The organism is Joostella sp. (genome assembly GCF_048266025.1).
Taxonomy (GTDB): domain Bacteria; phylum Bacteroidota; class Bacteroidia; order Flavobacteriales; family Flavobacteriaceae; genus Galbibacter; species Galbibacter atrarenae.
In genome coordinates, this window is the sequence record NZ_JBLXAF010000010.1 from 85,459 (window position 1) to 109,349 (window position 23,891).

A 23,891-nucleotide genomic window follows, 5' to 3' on the forward strand; every position below is an offset into this window, starting at 1 on the left:
ACTTACGCTGCCCTATACTATGGCAGCACAAGACAGTATTGTCTTTAAAGACAGTATTGAATCTATAACTAAGCGCGTATACAAACATAAAAATAATGGTGATTATGAGATCGCTTTATCAGAAATTGAAAAAGGACTTCAGATTGCCGCAAGTACTGATAACATTGAGTCTATTGTAGATTTCTACAACCTTTCTGCCCGACTAAATATTCAATATGAGAAACCTATAAACCCTGATATTTATTTAAAAGAAGCTCGAGAAGTTCTAAATTTATATAAATACAATAATGGGAGAGCTCTTACAGCAATTTTAGAAGGTTACTTACACGCTAAGAATAAAGAATCTGATAAAGCATATGCCTCTATAAGTGAATCTTTAGAAGTTTTAGATTACAAAAACACAAGCCTTTTAAATACTGTTCTCTTTTATCAAGGACTTATCTACACTGAATTAGGAGAAACAGGTAAAGCCAAGACTATTTTCCAAAAAATGATCCCTCCAGATCATAAATATGAAAAAGAATATTTATCTGCTGCTACACAACTTACACTAGCAAAAATTTATGCCGATGGTGACAATATTCAAAGTGCAGAAATACTTTTAGATAATGTCTTAAGAACAGCTGCACGACATAATTTCCCAGAAATATTACTCGGCACCAATTTATTAAAGAACCAAATAGCAAGTAACAAAGGAGATTATTACGCCGCTTTACTTTATTACAAAAAGGCGGATAGTATTCGTTTAAAATATTTTGGACCTGATATTGTAAGAAAACAAAATGAAGCAGCATACACAAACGAGGCGAAGTTCTTAAACAATGTAATTGCAAGAATGAGTCAGGATGAGATTGAGCAACAGCAAAAAGTAAATATCTCTAAGTTAACTTCTGTTCTTAGCTCTGCTCTTTTGATAATAATCTCATTATTGACCATTTCATTATATAGAAATAATCAAATAAAATTTAAAACAAACGACCTTCTTTTAAAGAAAAATAAAGAATTACAACTAGCAAAAGAAGAAGCTGAAAGAGCGATGCGCGCTAAAGGTCAGTTTTTATCTACTGTTAGCCATGAATTGAGAACACCATTATATGCCGTTACCGGATTAACACATTTATTGTTAGAAGAAAACCCAAAAGACAGTCAGAAAGAACACCTAAAATCTTTAAAATTTTCTGGTGAATACCTTTTAGACTTTATAAATGACATCCTTCAAATCAATAAAATTGATGCTAATAAATTAATTGCTGAGAAACTGATTTTCGACATCAATAAAACTCTTGAAGATGTTGTTTATTCACTCAAGCAAACAGCAAAAGAGAATAAGAATACCATCATTTTAAATATTGATGAAAACGTTCCTCGAAAATTAATTGGGGATCCATTAAAACTATCTCAAATATTAATTAACCTTGTCGGAAACGCTCTTAAGTTTACTGAAAATGGGAAAGTAATCGTTAATGTAAAACTCATCAGTTCACAACAAGACATCTATAAAGTTCATTTTGAAGTTAATGATGAAGGAATAGGAATTTCTGAGGAAATGCAGAAAAACATATTTGAAAGTTTCTCGCAAGGTTCCATCCAAATAAATAGAAAATATGGAGGAACGGGACTTGGACTAACTATTGTAAGGAGCTTACTAAGCATGTTTGATAGTGATATTAATGTGAAAAGTGAAATCGGAATGGGAAGCTCTTTCTATTTCGATCTAGATTTCTTGTTACCTGAGCCTTCAGAAATTATTGAAGAAGAAACCGAAGAACTAGAAGAAGCTATTCTGAAAGATTTATATTTCTTAGTAGTTGAAGACAATAAAATCAACCAGGTTATCACTAAGAAAATGTTAGCCAAAAAAGGAATCACCTGTGATGTTGCCGACAATGGTTATGACGCAGTTAAACTCGCTAAAGAGAACAACTACGACCTCATCTTAATGGATATCCATATGCCTGGAATTAGCGGCTTGAAAGCTACAGAAGAAATTCGAACTTTTGATCGCGCCATTCCTATAATAGCATTAACCGCACTTACGATAGATGAAAGTACAGACGATTTCTTTGCCGCTGGTTGCAACGATGTAATTACAAAGCCATTTAAACCTGATTTATTCTATAAAATAATAGGGAACTCCATTTTAAAATCTAGTAGCAGAGTTTAATTTTACTTACCAGCAAATGCTAAGATAGAAGCATCAAAGCCTTCCTCATCGTTTACAAATTTAGTTTCAATTGGAAGATAATATACATTTGAAAGATACTTTTCTAGTCTTACAAAATCCTTTTCAGTAGTAAGAATAAAGTCTTTCGCTTTAAACATTTCAATTTCTGAAGTAGAAAAATTATGGTGATCAGGGAATTTATGGTGGTCAAAGCTAATTCCTTGTTCCTTTAAATGAATTAAAAGTGGTTCTGGATTCGCAATTCCAGTTACCAGCGTCACATTTTTGTTTTTTAATTCCTCTAAAAAAATAGACTCCTTATTAGATAGCACTTTTTCTTTGTATGAAATTGTTGCAAAAAACACTTTTTGACTTGCCGCTACCTTCAACTTATTAATAATTTCTGTTTGCCTATTCTTCGATAAATCACTTGGGCATTTTGTTACCACAATGATTTCTGCTCGCTTGGCCTGTCCTTTTAAATCGCGTAAATTACCTGCAGGAAGAAGCAGATCATCAGGATAAAGGTCACCGTACATTGTTAAAAGGATATTTAATCCAGCTTTAACTTTACGATGCTGAAAGGCATCATCCAATATAATTACCTCGGGATTTATAGCTTCCCTCAAACTAAAAATACCATGTTGCCTATCTTCATCTACAGCTACAGTAACACCTTTTAATTTATTATGATATTGAAAAGGTTCATCTCCAATGCCTTCTACAGTAGCCTTATCTGCTGCTAAAACAAAACCTTTGGTTGCTCTTTTATATCCCCTACTTAATATTGCTGTTTTAAATGTATCTTTAAGAAGTTGCGAAACATATTCTGTCATCGGAGTTTTTCCAGTTCCTCCTACACTAAGATTCCCGATGCAAATAACAGGGAACTGATATTCCGCTGATTTGAAAAACTGAATATCAAATAAGTAATTCCGTACAAATATTATAGCTCCATAGATCCATGAGAATGGTAAGAGCAATTTTCTCCATCTTCGCATATAAGCGAAATTAGAATATTTTATCTTTGAAAAAAAATGATCGTATGCTTATTAAAGATGTAATTAATATCATTGAAGAAATAGCACCACTTTCCTATGCGGAAGATTTTGACAATGTTGGCCTATTAGTTGGTGATAAAAATGAAAATCTAACTGGCGTTTTGGTATGTTTAGACACCTTAGAGGCTGTTGTAGATGAAGCTATCGAGAAAAAATGTAATCTTATTGTAAGCTTTCATCCTATTATATTTGGCGGACTAAAAAAGATTACTGGTAAAAATTATGTAGAGCGTGTCGTTCTAAAAGCCATAAAAAACAATATTGCTATTTACTCGCCTCATACCGCTTTAGACAATAGTTTTGTAGGTGTAAATGCTAAAATATGTGATTTCTTAGGGTTAAGAAACAAAAAAGTTCTAATTCCGCAGAAAGACACCATAAAAAAACTAGTCACTTTTGTTCCTAACAAAAATGCAGAAGCGTTACGAAAAGCATTATTCGAAGCAGGAGGAGGTTCTATTGGTAATTATGAAGAATGTAGTTTTAATATTAAAGGCACAGGAAGTTTTAAAGGAAATGAAGCCTCTAACCCTGTTGTTGGCACAAAAGGAACTACTCATTATGAGGAAGAGACTCAAATAGGAATCACTTTTCCGAAGCATAAAGAAGGAGCTTTACTAAAAGCGCTATTCAATAATCACCCCTATGAAGAAGTTGCTTATGAAATAACAAGCCTCGAAAATACCAACCAACATATTGGTATTGGGATGATTGCAGAACTAGAAACTACGCAAAATCCAATAGAATTTCTTAAATTCGTAAAAGAACGTATGCAAACTGGATGTGTAAGACACTCAGAGTTATTAAATAAAAAAATTAAAAAAGTGGCTGTTCTAGGTGGTAGCGGCGCGTTTGCAATACCTAATGCTATTGCTGCTGGTGCTGATATTTATATTACTGGAGACGTGAAATACCACGACTTTTATAAGGCTGAAAATAAGATAATTATAGCAGATATTGGCCATTATGAAACAGAACAATACACAAAAGATCTTTTAGTTGAGTATCTTACGAAAAAAATCACTAATTTTGCAATCGTTTTATCAGTTTGTAATACAAATCCCGTCAAGTATTTATAAGTAATATGGCAAAAAAAATAGAAGCAACAGTAGAAGAAAAGTTAAGAACCTTATACGACTTGCAGCTTATCGATTCTAGAATCGATGAAATTAGAAATGTTCGTGGTGAATTACCTTTAGAGGTAGAAGACCTAGAAGATGAAGTAGAAGGCTTAAGAACACGTATGGATAAACTCAACGGGAGCCTTGAAGAAATAACTCAAGAGATTTCTGCTAAGAAGAATCTAATCGAGGAATCTAAAAGTTCTATTAAGAAATACAACGAGCAACAAAAAAATGTTCGTAATAACAGAGAGTTCAACTCTTTATCTAAAGAGATTGAGTTCCAAGAATTAGAAATTGAATTAGCTGAAAAGCACATTAGAGAATTCAAAGTTCAAATTGAGCAAAAGAAAGAGGTTATCAATCAGTCTAAAGAACGTTTAGCTGAAAGAGAAAGCCACTTAAAGCACAAAAAAGGAGAACTTGATGATATTCTTAAAGAAACTGAAAAAGAAGAAAAAACTTTAATGGACAAGAGTCTTTCTTATGAAGACCTTATCGAGCCAAGACTTCTTTCAGCTTATAAAAGAATTCGCGAGAATGTTAAGAATGGTTTAGCAGTAGTTGCTATCGAGCGTGGAGCTTCTGGAGGATCTTTCTTCACAATCCCACCTCAAGTACAGATGGAAATTGCTTCTCGTAAAAAAATTATTACTGATGAGCACAGTGGTAGAATTTTAGTTGATCCTACACTTGCTGAAGAAGAAAAGCAAAAAATGGAAGCTCTTTTCGCTTCAATTTAAGCTCATAATATTTTCATTAAAAAGCCTCGCATGTGCGAGGCTTTTTTTATGGGATCATTTAAAAATACATTTCCTATTTTTAATATTAGATATAAAGTATAATTATTACCACGCTAGAGGTAAACTCATAATATATATAAAAAATAAAAATTGGCTAGAAAACTACAATCCTTAAAAGAAAAGAAAAAGGAGAAAACCTCTCTTAGAGATTCTTTTGCTGCCTTTAAATATATCCCTAGATTTCTATCAGAAATATGGAAAACGCATAGGTCGATGTATGTCATAAATACCTCCGCAAGACTTCTAAATGCATTTTCTCCAGTAATCTTATTATGGGTTGGAAAACTTATTATAGATGAAATTATTCTCCAAATAAACACTCCAGACAAAGACTACACCCTATTATGGAAATATGTAGCTTTAGAATTAACGGTGGCTATCCTTTCTGACTTAATAAGTAGATTAATTACATTAACAGACAGCTTGCTAGGCGACTTATATGCTAATAAATCTTCGGTTACTATCATAAAAAAAACAAACGAAATTGAAATTAGTCAACTTGAAGACCCAGAATTCTATGACAAATTAGAAAGAGCAAGAACACAGACAACGAGTCGAGTAAACCTCATGTCTAATATCCTGACTCAAGTCCAAAGTATAATCAGCATGATTTCTTTAATTGCTGGTCTTATCTACTTCGAACCTATTCTTATTGTTATTTTAGTGCTCAGTATCATACCTTCTTTTATAAATGAAATTAAATTTAGTTCCCAAAGTTATTCGCTAGCTAGAAGTTGGACTTCCGAACGCAGGGAATTAGATTATTTAAGATATGTTGGAGCGAATGATAAAACAGCTAAAGAGATTAAACTTTTTGGATTAACAGATTATGTGGCCAAAAGATTTAAAGTCCTTTCTGACGAGTATTACCTTTTAAATAAAAACATTGCTTTAAAAAGAAGTACATACGGCGCACTTTTTAATCTCCTTGGTGTATTATCTTACTATGCTGCATTTGTACTTATTATTTATCGTGTTTTAACAGGTGTAATTACTATTGGAGAGCTTACTTTCTTAAGTGGATCCTTTAATAGACTAAGAACTAATCTACAAGGTTTCTTTACAAGATTTACTAGAATCTCGCAAAGTGCATTGTATTTAAAAGACTATTTCGACTTCATTGATTTAAAGATTAAAAAAAGTACAGAGGCAGAAATTCCTTTTCCTGAAGAAATTAAACACGGTTTTACTGTTGAAAATGTAACTTTTAAATATCCAGGAAATACAGAGTATACGCTAAAAGGAATTTCTTTTAAGCTTAAGGCGGGAGAAAAAATGGCTTTTGTTGGTCAGAATGGCGCTGGAAAAACAACCCTAATAAAATTATTTTTACGCTTTTATGAACCTACATCTGGAACTATTTATTTAGATGGGATTGATATTAAAAAATTCAACAAAGATGAATATCAGAAGATATTTGGTGTGATTTTTCAAGATTTCTTTAAATATGAGTTTACAGTAAAAGAAAATATTGCTGTTGGTAAAATCGATGAGATTGAAAATATTGATCGGATAAAGAAAGCTGCGGAACAGAGTTTAGCTTCTGAAGTGGTTAGTGAATTAAAAAAAGGGTTTGATCAGCAGTTAGGAAAACGCTTCAATAAAGGTCAGGAGTTATCTGGTGGACAGTGGCAAAAAATTGCACTTGCAAGAGCATATATGAAAGATGCCGCTGTTTTAATCTTAGATGAGCCAACCTCAGCCCTTGATGCTAAGGCGGAATTTAATGTCTTTGAACGATTTATAGGACTTACTAAAGGAAAGACAAGTATAATTATCTCTCATAGATTTAGCACCGTTAGAATGGCAGACACTATTTTGGTTTTGAAAGACGGAAATGTGTTGGAAATTGGAACACATGAAGCGCTTATGGAAAACAATAAACTTTACTCAGAATTATTCGACTTACAGGCTTCTGGATACAAATAGATTAAGCCTTTTTTGGCACAGTACATAAAGTAAATGCTTTTCCTATATATTCAGGATTCTCAATATTATCTATAATAAAATGAGCTACGTCTGATCTATAAATGCGATCTGTAGGAACACGTCCTTTCTCTAAAGCAACATAACTTACTTCTCTTGAGGTTTCTTCTTTCAAACCTACAGGACGAACAATTGTATATGGTAATGAGCTGTTTCTAACTATATTCTCTTGATTAGTATGATCTTCTATATGCCCTTTTAGGATTGTTTTTACAAATGTTTTACTTAAAAAGCCTAACTGATCGATACTTTCATTCGTTCCTGCAGAACTAACAACCCAAAGGCGGGCTTTACTATTGCTAGCCTCTAATGCGGAAACAATATTTTTAGTGCTTTCGGCACGCACAGAAGAGCATTTTAAACCTGCTGCTCCTACAGCTATTACAACAACATCAAATTTATTATTATTAATAAGGTTCTTCACTGTAATTTCATCCAAAGCATCACCCTTAACCACCTTAACTCCTGTTTCAGGTCGGTTTAATTTCTCTGGAGACCTTACAAAAGCAGTAACATGATGCCCTCCATTCAATGCTAATTTTACTACGTGCTTACCAGTTCTACCAGTAGCGCCAATTACTAGAATTTCCATAGTTATAAAGTTAAGAGAACTTATTGAAAATAAATATTTTGTAATAATTTATTTTAATTCTAAAAGCGTTTAATTTATTTCAGTCGAAACAAAATCTACACCTCTTCAATCATAGAAGTCCCGCTAGAAAAATCTCCTGAAGTCCATTCCCAAACTTCATGAAGTCTTATTTTTCCATTTTTCAATACTTCAGGGGTGGATATACAGCTTCCTGTCCTTATTATATTATTATCATCCACTTGATGGTAACGCATATCTATCTTATTCTCGGCATCTACGATTCCTATCAAATGTCCTTTTATTATACATCCACCATTATATTCAGCAGTAATAATATTCCCTTCTTGTTTATAGTAAAATAATGTTTCATGTGAGGTTTGTCCGTTCTCAGAATTAGCGACTGCTCGAAACACTTTATTATTATAATTCAACCTTTTCATTAACTTGACAATGCTTTTAGAATTGTATTCTCAACCTCAAGGCTATCCCACTTAGACTCGATATCCTTAATTTTCATTACTCCGTCCATTATATTTCTTTGAAAATCTCCTACGCGTAATGCTTCAGAATAAGGAGCTTCAGAAAAAGTAACTCTACTGTATAAAGGCATCCATTTATCAGGATGCTTATCAGAAAAATGCTTTTCAATTTTCTTACGAAGTAAAAAATTTGCGTCTGCAGTTTTCGAACTCATTTCAATAAAATTCCTATAACTTAACTCTGCAATCGCATCGGTATTTGGTTTTCTAGATGCTCCATATTCAGAAAAAATTGTTTTCCAATCATCTCCATATTCGTCCATAAGTTCATTTAATACAGAAATATCTTCAAATCCAGCATTCATCCCTTGTCCGTAGAATGGAACAATTGCATGGGCGGCATCTCCTATCAAGGCCACTTTATCTTCAGAAGACCAAGGCTCACACTTAATCGTTACTAATGCGCTTGTTGGATTCTTAAAAAAATCTTTCATAAGATCTGGAATCACTTCCATAGTATCTTCAAAATGATTTCTAAAAAAAGAATCCAATTTACTCTTTGTATCTAATCCTTCAAAAGAATTCTCTCCTTCTAAAGGCATAAACAATGTACAAGTAAAACTACCATCCAAATTAGGCAAAGCAATAAGCATAAACTCCCCTCTAGGCCAAATGTGCAGCGAATTACTATTTAATTTATGAGAGCCATCTTTATTAGCAGGAATACTAAGTTCTTTATAGCCTGTTTTTAAGAAATCCTGACTATAATTAAACATGCTACGACGTTGCATTTTATGGCGGATTCTAGAGAAAGCGCCATCTGCTCCAAAAACAATATCATATTGATGCGGTGTCCACTCCCCTTTTTCAGAATCTCCAGTATATATTATTGCTTCCTCCAACGAGACATCCCATACTTTAGATTCAAAAATAAAATTCACGCCAGCTTCTTCTGCTAAATCGATCATTTTCTTATTTAAAACCCCTCTAGAAATCGAATAAATAGCCTCCCCTTCTTTACCATAATGCTGAAAATAAACCGGTTTTCCTGGGGTGTGAATTGCTCTTTTATCCATAGGAATAGAAATCTCTTTTATCGGCTGATCGATTCCTATATTTTCCAAAGCTTTCCAACCTCTCGTAGACATCGCCAAATTTATAGACCTTCCAGAAAACTCCATGGTCCTAATATCTGGACGTCTATCGAAAACATCTACATGATGACCTCTTTTTCTTAAATAAATTGCTAATAAACTTCCTACGAGTCCGCTACCGGTAATCGCTATTTTTTTTGGCGTTTGCATGAGGATATAAATATAAAAGTCCCGCTTATGCGGGATTCTTTACAAAGTTAACAAATTATCCTGTTTTATTAACCTATGTCAACCTTATCAATACCTTTCTATCACTATATTTGAGTAAGAACATGAAAATTAGAACATATGAAATCGAATCAACCGCTATTAGCGTCTTATAATTTAGGAAATATAACATTAAAGAATAGTATTGTGATGGCTCCTATGACTCGCTCTAGAGCAGATAATAAAGAGAATGCTCCTACAGATATGATCGCAGAATATTATGAACAAAGAGCTGGCGCTGGTTTAATTATTTCTGAAGGAACACAAGTATCTAAAGAAGCTGTGGGATATATAAATACTCCAGGGATATATTCTAAGGCACAAGTTGAAGGCTGGAAAAAGGTAACCAAAGCTGTGCATAATAAAGAAGGAAAAATATTTGCTCAACTCTGGCATGTAGGAAGAATATCGCATCCTTATTTTCATAACGGAGAACTCCCACTTGCTCCTAGCCCAATAAACCCTAATGAGAAAGTATTTACGCCAAATGGTTTTGAAGAGACTGTTACTCCCAAAGAAATGACAGTTGAGGATATTAAAAGAACTATTAGCGATTTTAAAAAGGCAGCAATAAATGCTAAAGAGGCTGGTTTTGACGGGGTAGAAATACACTCCTCAAACGGATATCTTTTCCATCAATTCTTTAACAACAGTTCTAATAAAAGAACTGATGATTACGGAGGAACAATTGTAAACAAAACGAGGTTCTTTTTTGATGTATTAGATGAAATAAAACAAGTGTTTCCAGAAAATAAAATTGGAGTTCGACTAAATCCTTCTTTACATGGTGTTTTTGGAATGACAGCAGACGAAGAAACTATTCCAACTTTTGATTATATCGTTGAAAGGCTTAACGATTATAATTTAGCTTACTTACACCTTTCTGAACCCTTTACAGATGTATCTGAAGTTCCATTTTTAGTGAAAGAAATTGCAAAGCATTATAGACCACTTTATAGCGGAACACTAATGATTAATACCAATTTTAATCAAGAAAGAGGAAATGAAATTTTAGAAGAAGGGGATGCAGATCTTGTAGCGTTTGGAAAACCTTTTATTTCCAATCCAGATCTTCCTGAGCGTTTTGCTCTAAATGCTCCAATAGCAGAATGGGATCAAGATACATTTTATGTTCCTGGAGCTAAAGGATACATAGATTACCCCACTTACAGAGAGTCTCAAGAGTCTAAAAATAGCTAATGTTATAAAAATTTCGTATCTTATAATGGAATAATTATTTAACCCCCAGCTTTTTGGGCAAAAAAAATTAAAAATTATGAGTGAAAACAAATTGGAGAGAATGCAAAAAATACTTTCTAAATTAGAGGATATTAAAAATACTCAAGAAAGTAGCATTGATAAAATCAACCATGTCATTACAGATCTATTTCAGCATCCAGATGCTAAACTAGAAAAAGTAATGGAAGATGCGCATCAAAAAGCATCTGATAACGTAGATATGGTTAGAGAAGCTATTAACGATTACCAAGAACGTGTTAATAAGCTCACTCCACAATAATATTACAGATTTATCTTTAAGAAAGGGCTGCCAATTGGCAGCCCTTTCTTTTTAGTTTTATTTAACAAAACCATAAAATCCAGACCTTCTTTTGTGCCGTATATATTAAAAGCATACATAAAATAACGCTTAACGCGCCCATATATATTTCAATGAACCCTTACTAATTAGTAAGGGTTTTATCTTTTTACCTCTTCATTAAACTTCAAGATTTATAAATTAACAGCACAAATCTATATTTCACAATAACAGTAATTTACGCGTTAAAATTCGTTAAATAGCCCTACAAAAAGAAATCAAATGATTAATTTAATGATATAAACCAACTTTTCATCTGCTATCAGTTAGATGAAAAATAAAAAAGAAAATTATGAGAGATATTATTTGGTTAATCGTTGTTATTTTAATTATTGGGTGGCTAGTAGGCTATTTTGGGTTTGGAGAAGCCGTAGGGAGTCTTATCCATATCTTATTGATATTAGCCATTATAGGAATACTTTATAGACTCGCAACAGGGAGAAGACCATAAAAAATTAAAAAAAATCAATTTTAAAAGATCCAAACTTAAAATTGAAGCGTATATAAAGTAATCATTACATAGTAGTAGGTATTAGTTTAGGGGAAAAACCTCTCGTTTAATTACGAGAGGTTTTTCATTTATAAGAGGTTCATACTATTAAATATTTTTATTCTATAGATTATTATTCTTAGCATATCTCCTATTTTTGCAAGATGCAAAGTTCGATATCCAATCACATTTCAGAATATATTTCTTTAACTCCAGAGGAAAAGTCTTATTTTTTTAGTCTTTTGACTCCACTTACTTTAAATAAAAAAGAAACTCTAATTAATGCAGGCGACGAAGTAGATGCTCAATATTTTGTTGTAAAAGGATGTTTAAAAGCCTATGAAATAGACAGCCAAGGCGATGAACATATTTTACAATTTGCTATTGAAGATTGGTGGATTAGCGATTTCAAAGCTTTTTTCCATGGACAGAAGGCTACTCTCAATATTGATTGTATTGAAGATGTAGAGTTATTAAAAATTACGAAAGCCGATTTAGAATTGCTATTTGAAAAAGTACCTAAATTCAATAAATTCTTCAGAATAAAACTTACAAACGCCTTTTTAGCTATGCAAGACAGAATTTTATCTGCCTTAGATAAAGACAGTGCAGAAAGGTATCTAGATTTTCTAAACACATATCCTACTATTGAACAACGCGTTCCAAATTATCTAATTGCAAACTATCTAGGCATTAAGGCGGAAAGTTTGAGCAGATTAAGAAGGAAATTAACAAATCTCTAGTTTATAAAAACAAGTAAGCAAAAAGGAAACTTTAATAATTTACATTCAATTAGGAGTCAGTTATTATAAAATAGTTTAATAGTATTTATAATTTTGCAAAATCTGATTATTAACACGTATCTTTTAAATTATATTTACATTTATAAAAAAAATCCAGAATCGCATGAAAAATATAACCCTACTTATACTTACTCTTATTTTTATTTCAAGTTGTAAAAAAGAAAAAGAAGTAACCGCTGCTACTCATAATCCATTAGAAGAAATTGCATACGCTAATGGTTTTGAAAACTGGGATACTGTTGAAGAAATAAAATTCACTTTCAACGTAGACCGAGACACCACCCATTATGAAAGAAGTTGGATATGGAAACCAAAAAAGAATGATATTACCTTTATAAAAGATGGTGAAGAATTAACTTTTAATAGAAGTCAGATTCTTAGTGATGCTGAACTTTCTGCCGACAAGAACTTTATAAATGATGTATATTGGTTACTTGCTCCATACAAACTTATATGGGATGACGGCATTGAATATACAGAGCCTGTTATGGAAATTGCTCCAATAAGCCAAGATTCTCTGCAAAAAGTAACAATTACCTATAGCAATGAAGGAGGATATACTCCTGGAGATGCTTATGATTTTTATGTTGATAAAAATAAAGAAGTAAAAGAATGGGTATATCGTGAGAACAACAGCACATCAAAATGCATGATGACTACTTGGGAAGACTACAAAGATTTTAATGGAATCAAAATAGCTACGATGCATCAAAATGAAAATGGTATTTTTAGACTGTACTTTACAAATATTGATGTAAAAACAACTAAGGAGTAAACTATTTTTTCTTTTGTTTCAAATAAAATGCCGTAAGAAAGACAACTCCTGCGGCAAATAGTAATACAGTATAACTAAGTCTCAATGAAGAGATATCTGCCAAAAAGCCTAAAATAACAGGGCCAGATAAAAAACCAACATAGCTTATTCCTGCAATAAATGAAATTCCTTTTGCAGGCTCAACCCCCTCTACTTTTCCTGCTAAACGGAATAATTCTGGGATAATAACTGAAAACCCAAGTCCAACGAGACCAAAGCCAAATAGTGCTGCGTATGTATTTGCGGTTAGTACAAAAGCATAACCTAAAACTCCAATAAAAGCGCCTCCAATTATTATTTTTAAGGCTCCATATTTATCGCTCACATAATCTCCAAAAAACCGACCAATAGTCATTGTAGCAGAAAAAATGGTATACCCCAATCCCATTAAAATTGTGGAGTTAGTAAGTGTAACATTTTCAAGGTAAAGACTACTCCAATCTGCAATAGCTCCTTCACTGGCTAAAATTAAAAAACCAATAACACTCAATCCTATTAGTGGTTTTAAATATTTAAGCTCTAATCTTCCACTTGCTTCTGTAGAACCTTTTACATGAACATAATATTTAAAAAGTATCAGGTTTGTAAGAACTACAAAACACATTACATACATTATATGATGTAAGGGCGTATCTAAATACAACTTTAAAAAACTCCCTATCCCTGCTCCTATTACACCTCCTAAGCTAAAAAAACCATGTGAAGCTGACATAAAGGTGACATTCTCGTCTTTTTCAACTTGAGATACTAACGTGTTCATTGCAATATCTGTAAATCCAGAAGTTAAACCTACCACAAAAAGAGAAGCCCCCAACATAAAATATGAATTTGCCAAAAAAGGCAACAAAAAGGAAATAGCATAAAGTGAAACGGCAATAACTGTTGCCCTTCCCAAGCCTAACTTTTTTATTATAATTGGAGTTATAGGAATAAAAACTAAAGTCCCTAGAGCGAAAAAGAATAAAGCTATACCTAATTCCCCTTCTGAAATAGCTAATTTCGATTTTATATCAGGAATATAAATTGCCCAAGTACCAAACATTATATTTAATGATGCAAACACCCATGCTGGAGCAAAATATTTCTTATTGCTTAGAATTAATTGCAATGAATTCATTTATATATTGATTTTTTAGGGTGTTTATAATACTTTTAAAGTCTTTTCATTGTGTAAGAAAATCTACAATTTTACGTCTAAATAACAGTAAATATAATTAAAAAGAGATGAAAACAACATTATATAAAGCAGACACAAGAGGACATGCTAATCACGGTTGGTTAAACGCATACCACAGTTTTAGTTTCGCTAATTATTTTGATCCAAAACGAATGAATTTCGGGGTTTTAAGAGTTTTAAATGATGACACTATTGCTCCAGGAATGGGGTTTGGAAAGCACCCTCATGATAATATGGAGATCATTACCATTCCACTATTTGGTGATTTGGAACATGAAGACAGTATGGGGAATAAAAAGGTCATAAAAGAAGGTGACGTACAGTCAATGTCGGCAGGAACTGGTGTTGTACATAGCGAGTATAATAAAAATCGCGATAAAGAGGTAAAACTTTTACAAATATGGCTAATGCCGAAAAAAAGAAATGTAACTCCTTTTTACGATCAGATCAGTTTAAAACTAGAAGACAAAAAAAACAAATTCCAGCAAATAGTTTCTCCAAATAGTGATGATGATGGTGTAACTATTAATCAAGATGCATGGTTTAATATTACTGAAATGGATGCAGGAAAGGAATTGGAATACAATTTACATAATCCAGAAAATGGAGTTTATGCTTTTGTCCTAGAAGGAGATATTTCTATAAATAATGAAAAATTAAACCGTAGAGATGCCTTAGGAATTGAAGCATCTGAAAAGTTAGAAATAATTGCAGATACTAATGCTAAATTACTTTTGATGGAAATCCCTATGGCTTAACACATCCTAAAAGCTCAAAAAAAAACACCCCAAAAAGGTTTTCAACCTTTTTGGGGTGTTTTTTTTTTGAGTATGTCCATCTTAAAATAAAGATACAGATTACTTAAGGCTAGACAGTATTACTATTTAGTTTCCTAAAATTCCTTGCTTTAGAATTTGACCAAAACGATACATCTCTTCAAAAGAGTTATAAAATGGTGTTGGCGCTAACCTTATAACATTAGGCTCTCTCCAATCGGTTATCACCCCATTTTCCATTAAATAATCAAACAATGCTTTCCCTTGACCGTGTAAAAAAACCGACAATTGGCAACCACGATCTTTAGGTGTTATTATTTCAAATGTATTCGAAGTTCCTAATTCAGCATCAATTGCCTCCAAAATAAACTCTAAATAAGCAGTGAGAAGCTTACTTTTATCCATCAAAGTATCCATATCTACCTCATCAAATAAAGATAGAGAGGCTAAATAAGGCGCCATAGCCATCACTGGAGCGTTGCTAATTTGCCAAGCTTCGGCATTTGGCATAGGATCAAATTCAGGTTCCATTAAAAAACGGGTTTCCTTTTTTGTTCCCCACCAACCTTCAAAACGCGGGATATCTTTTCTTCCTAAATACTGCTCATTTACATAAATCCCAGAAGCATTCCCTGGGCCGCTATTCATATATTTATAACTACACCAAGCAGCAAAATCTACATTCCAATTATGCAGTTCTAATTTTATATTTCCTGCTGCATGAGCTAAATCCCAACCTACAAAAGCACCTTGTTTCTTACCTGCTTCTGTGATTTTTTGCATGTCAAAAACTTGTCCGTTGTAGTAATTCACTCCACCAATCAGTACAAGCGCTAATTCATCTCCAACCTCTTCTATGGTTTTTAACACATCTTCGGTGCGCCAAGAATGTTCTCCTTCTCTCTTTTTAACCTCAACAATAACATCTTTTGAATCGAAACCATGAAAACGCGCCTGGCTAGCTAGCATATATTGATCTGAAGGAAAGGCCTTCTCTTCACAAATAATTTTATAGCGTTTCTTTGTAGGCCTATAAAAAGAAACCATTAGCAAGTGAAGGTTTACAGTAAGCGTATTCATTACAGTTACTTCTTCTGGCTTCGCCCCTACTACTTTTGCTAAAGGTGCAGCTAAACGCTCGTGATAATCCCACCAAGGTTTTTCTGCTTTGAAATGACCCTCTACAGCTAGGCCTCCCCAATCGTTCATTACATCGTTTACAAATTTCTGACTCCTTTTAGGCTGAAGTCCCAACGAATTTCCAGTAAAATAAATTACTTCCTTCTGATTTATAACAGGAAAAATAAACTCGTTTTTATATGCTGCCAGCTTGTCTTTAGCGTCTAATGACTTTGCAAACTCGCTTGTATTTTTAAATTCCATCGGATCGAGGTTTTTACAAAAATAATGACTTAATTCGGAAGCGCGAAGTTAAAAAACCTAAGTTGCCTAAACCTATATTATGTATTACATTTACAAAAATACACCTACAAAACTTACTAGCCCTGATTGAGGCGACTGCCCCGATTGGCTAGTAAAACTAGACAGGCGTGTAGTGACGAAAGCAGGCAACAACACTAGCAATTACACAACATATAATGAGCTTCAAAAAAATAAAAATAATGAAAATATATCATTTACTAAGCATTTCAATTTTCACACTTTTCGTCTACAAAGCAGGTATAGCTCAAGAAAAATATAGCGAAGAGATCCTTATTGGAAAAGGAAACCCAGAATTATTTGGAGACGGAATAGGCTTACAAGACCAGGCCTACAAAGCATTTTTAGAGATGCAAGCTGCAGCAAAAAAAGACGGAATTTCGATAAGAGTTGTCTCAGGATATCGAAACTACAGCAGACAAAAAGCTATTTATGAGCGTAAATATAATTTGTACACCAAAGATGGATTAACCCCAGAAGCTGCTATTGAAAAAATAATTAGATACTCCACAATTCCGGGTACATCGAGGCATCATTGGGGAACGGATATTGATATTATTGACGGTTCAAAAAAAGTAACTGGTGATGTTTTAGTACCTAGTAAATTTCATGGTCAAGGTCCTTTCTGTAAGCTAAAAGAATGGATGGATAAAAATGCCAGTGATTATGGTTTCTACATTGTTTACACAGATAATCCGAATAGAAAAGGCTTTAAATATGAGCCTTGGCATTACAGTTATCAGCCAATTTCTAAACCTATGCTGGATGCATATTTAAAGCTCGATATTATAGAGATTTTAAAATCTGATAATCTTTTAGGGAGTGAATCTCTTACCCCAGAATTTATGAATACTTATATAGAAAATAACGTGTCGGATATTAATCCTGCGTTAAAATAACAGCTTTTTTGCGTAAATTTATAATGTTTATTCGCTTCTAATTAATTCTTAAAAAATGCGAGGAAAAAGTAGAATTAGGCTTTTTATTGGGCTTGCTATAGCCTTATTTGCGGTTATTAAATATTGTGCATCTTCTGATGAGAACCCTTATACGGGCAAAGATCAACATATTACTTTATCTCCTGAAGAGGAGATTGCAATTGGTTTACAAAGCGCCCCTCAAATGGCACAGCAATATGGAGGTTTGTATCCAGACAATAAATACCAGGCTCATGTAGATGCTGTTGGAGAAAAGTTGGTGAAAAATAGTATTGCTTCTGAAAGTCCCTATCAATTCGATTTCCATCTCTTAGGGGATTCGGAGGTAATAAATGCATTTGCTCTTCCTGGAGGGCAAGTTTTTATTACTTACGCTTTATATTCTAAATTAGAAAATGAAGATCAATTGGCTGGCGTTTTAGGTCATGAAATTGGTCATGTCGTAGGAAGGCATTCGGCTGATAGAATGTCTAAACAAGGACTTACACAAGGTATTTTAAGTGGAGTTGCTGTAGGAAGTGAAAGTTTATCTACAACACAAATAGCAGCTATGATTGCCAATGTTGTTAATATGAAATACGGTAGGGATGATGAATTAGAAAGTGATAATCTTGGAGTAAAATTTATGATTGAAGCAGGATATAAACCTGAAGAAATGATAGGTGTTATGAAGATTTTAAAAAGTGCTTCCGGACCAAATAGCGTTCCTGAATTTCAAAGTACACACCCTGATCCTGAAAATAGAATCGAGAAAATCCAAGAGGCAATAGAAATGTATAAAACCCTATAATATTGCATTTTAACTAGAAATATTGTACCTCAACGTTTCTTAAACTTTAACACTTTTTATCTACATTAAAATACTTTAGTTTTATGGGAGTAAACCAATTTTTAGTCCCTACACTCTAACTCTGTAATAATCTATTTAAAGCTAAAAAATCATTTATTAATTAGTTTTAAATATTTTGTATGACAACACTTCTACTCTTAAAAGAGCTATATCGTAGTTCTTTTTCTGATCTAGAAAATGCTTTTGCGGCCAAAATTTTAAAAGTCTTCGCATGGTTATGCTTTGCTTTTATTTTGGTTGCTATCTATGCATTTTTCTATCGCTTATTTACCGGATTCCCTATGTAGCATGAGCTATATTGGAAGAAACTGCTTTGTTGGTAAGAACTGGCAAGGAAGTTATTAAAAAGAAAAATCCCGCTCATTGCGGGATTTTTTAGATCGCTAAATCAAATAAATTAAACTCTGAGATTAAGAATTTAATGCTTTCTCCAGCACAGCTTTTGCATCTTGAGCATTAGATAGCTCTGCATAATCCATGGCTGTAAATCCTTTTCCTGAACATTTAGTTTTTAAATTTGCCTCATTAGAAATAAGCAATTCTAAAATGTCTACACGATTAAATTTTGCTGCATACATTGCTGGTGTTAATCCGTTAGATTTAGAATTTACATCCGCTCCTAAATCGATTAACTTTTTAACTGTTTCAAAATCTCCCTTTACAATAGACATACAGAAAGGTGATACTTTTGGTGTTGTCTTAATTAGCGAAACCTGATGAGTAGTTTCTAATGCTTTTTCGTTTTTTGATGTGTGTGCAAATGTTACTCCTACTGCAAGGAACAAAGTGGCTACAAATACTAACTTTTTCATGATTACTAGTTTTACTGGTTATATTGAAAAGACGCACGGAGAATTATAATGTTTCACCAAAAAGAAGGGTTTAACGTATCTTTAACTTTAATGCTAACAGATTGTTACATAACTATTGATTCTTTAAAATTATTTTAAAGTTTGCCATGTTTTGTAACAAAGGGGCTTCCAGCTTTCCATAAAATCTATTATAATGCTATCTTTGAGTTATAATAAATTATGAAATGGAAAAAAAAGTAATACTTATGATTTTGGATGGATGGGGAAAGTCTCCAGATCCAAAAATATCAGCAATAGAAAAGGCAAATACTCCTTTTATAGACTCTTTATATAAAAAGTATCCTAATGCAAACCTTCTAACTGACGGAATGAATGTTGGTCTTCCTGAAGGGCAAATGGGAAATAGTGAAGTTGGACATATGAATTTGGGAGCTGGTAGAATTGTATACCAAGATCTTGCAAAGATAAATCTAGCTGTAGAAAAAAACACTTTAGCTAAAGAAGAGGAGCTTAAAAAAGCTTTCGAATACGCTAAAGAGAACAACAAAAAAGTACATTTTGCAGGTCTTTTAAGTGATGGTGGAGTACATTCTCACATTAAGCATTTGGAAGGGCTTTTAAACGCTACTAATTCTTACGGATTAAAAGATGTATATGTTCATGCTTTTACTGATGGGCGCGATGTAGATCCGCAAAGTGGTAAAGGTTTTATTGAAGAAATCCAGAAACATTGTGCTAAAACAAACGCAAGATTAGCGTCTGTTATTGGTCGTTATTATGCTATGGATAGAGATAAAAGATGGGAACGTATAAAATTAGCGTACGACCTTATGGTAAATGGCCAAGGTGCTCCTTATAAGAATGCACTAGAAGCGATACAAGAAAGCTATGATAATGGTGTTACCGATGAGTTTATTAAACCAATTTCTCTTCAAGATGCAGATAATAATGCAATAGCGAAAGTAGAAGAAGGAGATGTTTTAATATTCTTTAATTTCCGAACTGATAGAGGAAGACAGTTATCGCAGGCACTTACTCAGCAAGATTTTCCAGAAGAAAACATGCATAAGTTAGATTTATATTTTGTTACGATGACAAATTATGATGAGACTTTTAAAAATGTTCATGTCGTTTATAATAAGGACAATATTGTCGACACGCTAGGAGAAACAATTGCTAACGCTGGTAAAAATCAGATTAGAATTGCTGAAACCGAAAAGTATCCTCATGTTACTTTCTTCTTTAACGGAGGTCGCGAAGAGCCTTTTACTAATGAGAAGCGTTTACTTTGTCCATCTCCGAAAGTTGCTACTTACGACTTAAAACCAGAAATGAGCGCTTACGAGATTCGTGATAGCATTGTTCCTGAACTTAAAAAAGGAGACGTAGATTTTGTATGCTTGAATTTTGCAAATCCAGATATGGTAGGGCATACCGGAATTATGGAGGCTGCTGTTAAAGCTTGTGAAACAGTAGATAAGTGTGCACAAGATGTAATTACTACCGCTACAGAAAATGGATACACTACAATTGTTATTGCCGATCATGGAAATTGTGATACAATGATAAATCCAGATGGGAGTCCAAATACAGCACACACTACAAATCCAGTGCCTTTAATTTTAGTAGATGAGAATATTAAAGAAATTAAAGATGGTGTTTTAGGAGACATTGCTCCTACAATTTTAAAGCTGATGGGAATTGAACAACCAAAGGCTATGACAAGACACGCATTGGTATAAAAATATTTTCATTAACTTAGAAATATTATCCCTAAGACTATAATAAACTAAAACCATATCTCTTTGAGTGGAGTTGAATAAGTTTTACTAAAATTAGTAATTAGTAGGTTTTCGATTCCACTCAATCTGATGGTTTTAAAAGGTAAAATTATAGCGTACAAGCCTATTAACTCTCTTTACTAAATGTAAGGTTCTAAGTTTTAAAAAGACTGTATATAGGAATCTATAATATTTCTTTTTTCAGAAGAAAAACAATAAAAAATTTTATGAAAAAGCAATTTTTAATATTAGCATTGGCAGCAATTACATTTTCCTGTGGAACGAAAACTAAAAAAGCTGAGAATACCACCCCCAATACTACAGTAGCTCAAGAAGAAAATACTGAAGAAGATATCCTCATAGGATTTCACACTAGAGAAGACCTAAAAGAAGAACCGCATAACGAATGGTTTGAAAGCACTTACAGTGAATACACTCCAGATGAAGAAACTGTAAATGCTCTAAAACCTTTGGTGAAAAATCAAGAAATTAAAATTTACATGGGTACTTGGTGTAGTGATAGTCAGCGCGAAGTTCCTCATTTTTTTAAAATAATGGATCAAGCTGGTTACACATATGATGATTTTAAATTAATAACAATGTCTCGTGAGAAAACTACTCCAGACAACTTAGAAGAAGGATTAAACATCACTAATGTTCCTACAATAATATTTTATAAAGACGGTAAAGAAATAAACCGAATTGTAGAATATACTATCGACAGTTTAGAAAAAGATATGCTTAATATTCTTGAAGGAAAGGATTACAAGAACGCTTACGCCGAATAATTTAATTTGATTCGTTAAAAGTTTTTATTTTTGGTAATAAACTTCATTATATTTGTAATGACTTAAAGGTCGACAAAAAACAAAAAGTATGTTTTTATTTATTAGCGGAGGAGAAGTTGTATTCATCCTATTTTTAGTAGTGATGATTTTTGGTGCGGACAAAGTCCCTGAAATCGCAAGAGGATTAGGAAAGGGTATGCGTCAACTTAAAGATGCAACTAATGAGGTGAAGTCTGAGATACAGAAGAGCGCAGACAAAAATGGAGTCGATACTAGTTTTACAAAAGACATTCAAAAAGAAATAGGGCAAGTAAGAGACGATATTGAAGACTTTTCTGGTTCTGTAAAGCGTAAACTTTAATGCTAAAGAAACTCCTGGAATATGACCGGGATGTTCTCATTTTCTTAAACAATCTCGGTGTTGAAGATCATGATGGGTTTTGGAAAATTATAACAGAACCCCTTACATGGATTCCCTTTTATATATTTATTATAATCTTAATTTCCCTTACCTACAAGAAAGCTCGATTATATAAAACACTATTTTTAAGTCTTGCTGTTGCTCTTACTACTAGCGGATTTACACATCTTGTAAAAACTACAATTGGTAGAATTCGCCCTACTGGAAATGATGAGTTTTCTGAAGCGCTACGAATCATCATAGAACCTACATCTTATAGCTTTTTCTCTGGACATGCAGCCAATTCTTTTGCTGTTTGTACATTCTTTGTACTCATCCTAAGACATAAATATAAATGGATTTACATTTGCTACTTGTGGCCTATTTTATTTTCAGCTAGTAGACTTTACTTAGGAGTTCATTACCCATCAGATATTTTAGTTGGTGCCTTGGTTGGTGTATTGATGGCTTTAATATTTAATAAAATTCATCAAAAATGGGTTTTAGAGAACCCTGCTTAAGGTAAGACCGTCTCTAATAGGCAGCAATACCGTTTCTACTCTTGGGTCTTCTTTTAGTCTTTTGTTGTATTCTAGTAGTGTCTCTGTACTTTTATCTCCCTTTTTGAGCTCTTCTACCACTTTCCCACTCCATAAAACATTGTCTGATAAAATTATACCTCCAGGGTTCATCTTATCTATAATAAGATCAAAATAATTTACATAGTTTGGCTTATCTGCATCGATAAATACAAGATCGAATTTAGTATCCAGCTCAGGAATAATTTCCAACGCATCTCCGACGTATTGCTTTATTTGATCACCATAACCACTCTTGTCAAAATATTTACGCTGTAAATCGTGTAACTCCTCATTGATATCTATCGTATATAGCGTACCATTTTTCGCCATTCCTTCCGCCAAACAAATAGCAGAATACCCTGTAAAAGTTCCTATCTCTAAAATTGCTTTAGGATATATCATTTTAGATAAAAGACTTAAGAAACGACCTTGGAAGTGGCCACTTAACATTCTTGGCTGCAAGGTTGTTAAATTTGTTTCCCTATCCAATTCTTTTAAAACTGTAGGTTCGTCCTCAGAATGCTTGGTAACGTAATCTTCTATATCGTCTGATAAAAAATGCATAGCTAAATTTTATTGCAAAAATAATGGTTTTTACGAAAGCAAACTAACCAATAGAAGTGGTTTGGAACTCCTAAAAAGCTTTAATCATTAAATAATGAAGTCCTACTTTAGGGACTATAAAAGAATCTCCATAGATCTCGTACCCCATTTGCTTATAAAAAGGAACTGCAATTTCTCTTGCATTGAGCCAAATAAAACGTCCTCCACGCTCTTGCATTATTTCCTCTGCTTTATTTACCAATAAAACTCCTAATCCTTTTCGCTGCTGATCCTGTAAAACTGCCATCCCACGAAGTTGGTATTGATTATCAGCAGAAAAAATAGCATTCACTTTTTTAATTAAAGTTACTGTACCAACTGGTTTCTCATCAATAGTTACACCTACATGAAAAGTATCCTCATAATCATCATCAGGAAAAATTGCAGATTCAAAAGGTTTCCCTTCTCGTAAAACTGGATGGCGTACTGTATGCGCTTCCGCCGAACTAATTTCTCTTACTGTATACAAACTAA

26 protein-coding genes are annotated in these 23,891 nt (G+C 33.2%); 17 read left to right on the forward strand and 9 right to left on the reverse strand.

The window, feature by feature from the left end; translation table 11 throughout:
• Window positions 1-19: 19 nt before the first annotated feature.
• Window positions 20-2,164: a response regulator gene (locus ACN0TY_RS14995; protein ID WP_417445125.1), complete on the forward strand. Its 2,145-nt coding sequence runs from the start codon at window positions 20-22 to the stop codon at window positions 2,162-2,164.
• Window positions 2,165-2,166: 2 nt separating this feature from the next.
• Here the strand turns inward: ACN0TY_RS14995 and lpxK are convergent, their stop codons facing one another.
• Window positions 2,167-3,165, reverse strand: coding sequence for a tetraacyldisaccharide 4'-kinase (gene lpxK, locus ACN0TY_RS15000; protein ID WP_417445126.1), 999 nt, complete (start codon window positions 3,163-3,165; stop codon window positions 2,167-2,169).
• 44 nt (window positions 3,166-3,209) lie between these two features.
• Here lpxK and ACN0TY_RS15005 point away from each other — a divergent pair, with 44 nt between their 5' ends.
• From ACN0TY_RS15005 to ACN0TY_RS15015, 3 genes are all read left to right on the forward strand, one after another.
• The gene (locus tag ACN0TY_RS15005; protein ID WP_417445127.1) at window positions 3,210-4,304 is read left to right on the forward strand and encodes a Nif3-like dinuclear metal center hexameric protein; all 1,095 of its coding nucleotides are present in this window, start codon (window positions 3,210-3,212) and stop codon (window positions 4,302-4,304) included.
• A gap of 5 nt (window positions 4,305-4,309) precedes the next feature.
• The gene (locus ACN0TY_RS15010; RefSeq protein ID WP_236959817.1) at window positions 4,310-5,089 is read left to right on the forward strand and encodes a zinc ribbon domain-containing protein; all 780 of its coding nucleotides are present in this window, start codon (window positions 4,310-4,312) and stop codon (window positions 5,087-5,089) included.
• 150 nt (window positions 5,090-5,239) lie between these two features.
• Window positions 5,240-7,078, forward strand: a complete 1,839-nt coding sequence (locus tag ACN0TY_RS15015) for an ABC transporter ATP-binding protein (RefSeq protein WP_417445128.1) — start codon at window positions 5,240-5,242, stop codon at window positions 7,076-7,078.
• Window position 7,079: 1 nt separating this feature from the next.
• Here ACN0TY_RS15015 and ACN0TY_RS15020 read toward each other — a convergent pair whose 3' ends face one another.
• The 3 genes from ACN0TY_RS15020 to ACN0TY_RS15030 form a co-directional block, all read right to left on the reverse strand.
• Window positions 7,080-7,727: an NAD(P)-dependent oxidoreductase gene (locus ACN0TY_RS15020; RefSeq protein WP_417445129.1), complete on the reverse strand. Its 648-nt coding sequence runs from the start codon at window positions 7,725-7,727 to the stop codon at window positions 7,080-7,082.
• 95 nt (window positions 7,728-7,822) lie between these two features.
• Complete coding sequence (locus ACN0TY_RS15025; protein ID WP_417445130.1) at window positions 7,823-8,167, reverse strand: n-acetylglutamate synthase; 345 nt, start codon at window positions 8,165-8,167, stop codon at window positions 7,823-7,825.
• The gene (locus ACN0TY_RS15030) at window positions 8,167-9,510 is read right to left on the reverse strand and encodes an FAD-dependent oxidoreductase (protein WP_417445131.1); all 1,344 of its coding nucleotides are present in this window, start codon (window positions 9,508-9,510) and stop codon (window positions 8,167-8,169) included. Before ACN0TY_RS15030 ends, ACN0TY_RS15025 begins: the two co-directional genes overlap by 1 nt.
• A 138-nt stretch (window positions 9,511-9,648) precedes the next feature.
• Between ACN0TY_RS15030 and ACN0TY_RS15035 the strand changes: the two genes are divergently transcribed.
• The 5 genes from ACN0TY_RS15035 to ACN0TY_RS15055 all read left to right on the forward strand — a co-directional run bounded on the left by ACN0TY_RS15035 (window position 9,649) and on the right by ACN0TY_RS15055 (window position 13,232).
• Window positions 9,649-10,767 (forward strand): alkene reductase, encoded by a 1,119-nt coding sequence (locus ACN0TY_RS15035; RefSeq protein WP_417445132.1) that lies wholly within the window; start codon window positions 9,649-9,651, stop codon window positions 10,765-10,767.
• 76 nt (window positions 10,768-10,843) lie between these two features.
• Entirely contained in the window at window positions 10,844-11,086 is a 243-nt protein-coding gene (locus ACN0TY_RS15040) for a hypothetical protein (RefSeq protein WP_236959811.1), read from the forward strand.
• A gap of 370 nt (window positions 11,087-11,456) precedes the next feature.
• Window positions 11,457-11,615: a lmo0937 family membrane protein gene (locus tag ACN0TY_RS15045; protein ID WP_236959810.1), complete on the forward strand. Its 159-nt coding sequence runs from the start codon at window positions 11,457-11,459 to the stop codon at window positions 11,613-11,615.
• Between the two features lie 203 nt (window positions 11,616-11,818).
• Window positions 11,819-12,397 carry a Crp/Fnr family transcriptional regulator gene (locus ACN0TY_RS15050; RefSeq protein ID WP_417445133.1) on the forward strand — a complete coding sequence of 193 codons (579 nt, stop codon included), beginning with the start codon at window positions 11,819-11,821 and terminating at the stop codon, window positions 12,395-12,397.
• 163 nt (window positions 12,398-12,560) lie between these two features.
• Complete coding sequence (locus ACN0TY_RS15055; RefSeq protein ID WP_417445134.1) at window positions 12,561-13,232, forward strand: hypothetical protein; 672 nt, start codon at window positions 12,561-12,563, stop codon at window positions 13,230-13,232.
• A 1-nt stretch (window position 13,233) separates the two neighbouring features.
• On the opposite strand, the gene ACN0TY_RS15060 is transcribed toward ACN0TY_RS15055, so the two are convergent.
• The gene (locus ACN0TY_RS15060) at window positions 13,234-14,388 is read right to left on the reverse strand and encodes an MFS transporter (protein WP_417445135.1); all 1,155 of its coding nucleotides are present in this window, start codon (window positions 14,386-14,388) and stop codon (window positions 13,234-13,236) included.
• Window positions 14,389-14,495: 107 nt separating this feature from the next.
• Here ACN0TY_RS15060 and ACN0TY_RS15065 point away from each other — a divergent pair, with 107 nt between their 5' ends.
• Window positions 14,496-15,206, forward strand: coding sequence for a pirin family protein (locus tag ACN0TY_RS15065; protein WP_417445136.1), 711 nt, complete (start codon window positions 14,496-14,498; stop codon window positions 15,204-15,206).
• 126 nt (window positions 15,207-15,332) lie between these two features.
• On the opposite strand, the gene kynU is transcribed toward ACN0TY_RS15065, so the two are convergent.
• Window positions 15,333-16,607 carry a kynureninase gene (gene kynU / locus ACN0TY_RS15070; RefSeq protein ID WP_417445137.1) on the reverse strand — a complete coding sequence of 425 codons (1,275 nt, stop codon included), beginning with the start codon at window positions 16,605-16,607 and terminating at the stop codon, window positions 15,333-15,335.
• Window positions 16,608-16,846: 239 nt separating this feature from the next.
• Here kynU and ACN0TY_RS15075 point away from each other — a divergent pair, with 239 nt between their 5' ends.
• From ACN0TY_RS15075 to ACN0TY_RS15085, 3 genes are all read left to right on the forward strand, one after another.
• Entirely contained in the window at window positions 16,847-17,563 is a 717-nt protein-coding gene (locus ACN0TY_RS15075) for a M15 family metallopeptidase (RefSeq protein ID WP_417445138.1), read from the forward strand.
• A 55-nt stretch (window positions 17,564-17,618) separates the two neighbouring features.
• Window positions 17,619-18,392: a M48 family metalloprotease gene (locus tag ACN0TY_RS15080; RefSeq protein WP_417445139.1), complete on the forward strand. Its 774-nt coding sequence runs from the start codon at window positions 17,619-17,621 to the stop codon at window positions 18,390-18,392.
• 179 nt (window positions 18,393-18,571) lie between these two features.
• Window positions 18,572-18,739: a DUF6747 family protein gene (locus ACN0TY_RS15085; RefSeq protein WP_317207879.1), complete on the forward strand. Its 168-nt coding sequence runs from the start codon at window positions 18,572-18,574 to the stop codon at window positions 18,737-18,739.
• Between the two features lie 123 nt (window positions 18,740-18,862).
• Here the strand turns inward: ACN0TY_RS15085 and ACN0TY_RS15090 are convergent, their stop codons facing one another.
• Complete coding sequence (locus tag ACN0TY_RS15090; protein WP_417445140.1) at window positions 18,863-19,264, reverse strand: ankyrin repeat domain-containing protein; 402 nt, start codon at window positions 19,262-19,264, stop codon at window positions 18,863-18,865.
• A 224-nt stretch (window positions 19,265-19,488) separates the two neighbouring features.
• Here ACN0TY_RS15090 and gpmI point away from each other — a divergent pair, with 224 nt between their 5' ends.
• From gpmI to ACN0TY_RS15110, 4 genes are all read left to right on the forward strand, one after another.
• A complete protein-coding gene (gene gpmI / locus ACN0TY_RS15095) occupies window positions 19,489-21,006 on the forward strand; it encodes a 2,3-bisphosphoglycerate-independent phosphoglycerate mutase (RefSeq protein ID WP_417445141.1) in 1,518 nt (505 codons plus the stop codon).
• Window positions 21,007-21,272: 266 nt separating this feature from the next.
• The gene (locus tag ACN0TY_RS15100; RefSeq protein ID WP_417445142.1) at window positions 21,273-21,833 is read left to right on the forward strand and encodes a thioredoxin family protein; all 561 of its coding nucleotides are present in this window, start codon (window positions 21,273-21,275) and stop codon (window positions 21,831-21,833) included.
• Between the two features lie 88 nt (window positions 21,834-21,921).
• The gene (locus tag ACN0TY_RS15105) at window positions 21,922-22,194 is read left to right on the forward strand and encodes a Sec-independent protein translocase subunit TatA/TatB (protein WP_236959799.1); all 273 of its coding nucleotides are present in this window, start codon (window positions 21,922-21,924) and stop codon (window positions 22,192-22,194) included.
• Window positions 22,194-22,754 carry a phosphatase PAP2 family protein gene (locus ACN0TY_RS15110; protein ID WP_236959798.1) on the forward strand — a complete coding sequence of 187 codons (561 nt, stop codon included), beginning with the start codon at window positions 22,194-22,196 and terminating at the stop codon, window positions 22,752-22,754. The genes ACN0TY_RS15105 and ACN0TY_RS15110 overlap by 1 nt, the downstream gene beginning before the upstream one ends.
• On the opposite strand, the gene ACN0TY_RS15115 is transcribed toward ACN0TY_RS15110, so the two are convergent.
• Entirely contained in the window at window positions 22,737-23,378 is a 642-nt protein-coding gene (locus ACN0TY_RS15115; protein WP_417445143.1) for an O-methyltransferase, read from the reverse strand. The genes ACN0TY_RS15110 and ACN0TY_RS15115 overlap by 18 nt on opposite strands.
• 70 nt (window positions 23,379-23,448) lie before the next feature.
• Window positions 23,449-23,886 (reverse strand): GNAT family N-acetyltransferase, encoded by a 438-nt coding sequence (locus ACN0TY_RS15120; protein ID WP_417445144.1) that lies wholly within the window; start codon window positions 23,884-23,886, stop codon window positions 23,449-23,451.
• Window positions 23,887-23,891 lie beyond the last annotated feature (5 nt).